The organism is Streptomyces sp. SID5785, assembly GCF_009870065.1.
In the GTDB taxonomy this organism is placed as follows: domain Bacteria; phylum Actinomycetota; class Actinomycetes; order Streptomycetales; family Streptomycetaceae; genus Streptomyces.
Genome location: NZ_WWIA01000094.1, coordinates 1 through 881, shown reverse-complemented (window position 1 = coordinate 881; position 881 = coordinate 1). Strand labels below are relative to the sequence as shown.

2 protein-coding genes and 1 pseudogene are annotated in these 881 nt (G+C 74.6%); 2 read left to right on the top strand and 1 reads right to left on the bottom strand.

Annotated features, from left to right (window positions below; genetic code table 11):
- Window positions 1-170: pseudogene (locus GTW43_RS38585) on the top strand (aldo/keto reductase family oxidoreductase); the annotation flags it as partial.
- Between the two features lie 74 nt (window positions 171-244).
- Here the strand turns inward: GTW43_RS38585 and GTW43_RS02940 are convergent.
- The gene (locus GTW43_RS02940; protein ID WP_161299986.1) at window positions 245-628 is read right to left on the bottom strand and encodes a PPOX class F420-dependent oxidoreductase; all 384 of its coding nucleotides are present in this window, start codon (window positions 626-628) and stop codon (window positions 245-247) included.
- Window positions 629-682: 54 nt separating this feature from the next.
- Between GTW43_RS02940 and GTW43_RS02935 the strand changes: the two genes are divergently transcribed.
- Window positions 683-881, top strand: a 199-nt coding sequence (locus GTW43_RS02935) for a hypothetical protein (RefSeq protein ID WP_161299984.1), incomplete at its 3' end; no start/stop codon positions are given.

The window sequence follows — 881 nt, the reverse complement described above, 5'->3', positions numbered from 1 at the left end:
CCACGGGCATCGCGGTCGCCTGGATCACCCGGCACCCCGCGCACATGCAGGTCGTGCTCGGCACCACCAACCCGGGCCGGGTCGCCGAGTCGGCGGCGGGCTCCGACCTCCCGCTCACCCGCGAGGAGTGGTACCGCCTGTTCCGCGCGGCCGGACACGTCCTGCCGTGACGCGGGCGGGCCGACGGGCGGGCCGCGCCGCCCGCCGGCCCGAGATCAGAGGTCAGGGGGCCACGGATCAGGGGTCAGAGGGTGACGGCGATGCCGATGTTCGGCTTCTTGGGCAGGCGCAGCACCTTCGCGAACCAGTTCCCGACGCGCGACGTGACGTACCGCTTGCCGAGCAGGACCTGAGCGGCCGCGGTCTCCTCCTCGTCGAGGAGACGGGCGGTACCGGTGAGCGTGGCCGCGTCCGGTGCGGTGCGGCCACGCAGGTCGCAGACGGTGACCGTGACGGCGCTGTCGGCCCGGATCCGCTTGACCTTCCACGACGCGGCCGGCGTCAGGACCAGGAGTTCGCCCCCGGGGCCCTCGACGTGCCAGACCGGCGTCGGGACCGGGGTGCCGTCCTTGCGGTGGGTGGCGAGGCTGATGTACTTGCTGCGGCGGATCTCGTCGATGGCGGACACGGGCGGAGTCTACGGGGGGTGGGGTGCCGCCGGCGCGCCCCGTAGGCTCGCCCCATGAATGACGCGCTGCCGCTGCTGGTGATCTTCGGGAGCTTCGCCGTGGTCCTGGCGGCGCTCGGCCTCCTGGCCCGGCGCGTCCGGCGCCGGGGAACCGCGGGCGGGGTGTCCGGGGCGCTGGCCTCGTGGGAGGAGGCCTTCCGCGTGACGTCCCACGCGGCACACGTGGAGATCAGGGCTCAGGCCGAGCGCCGGT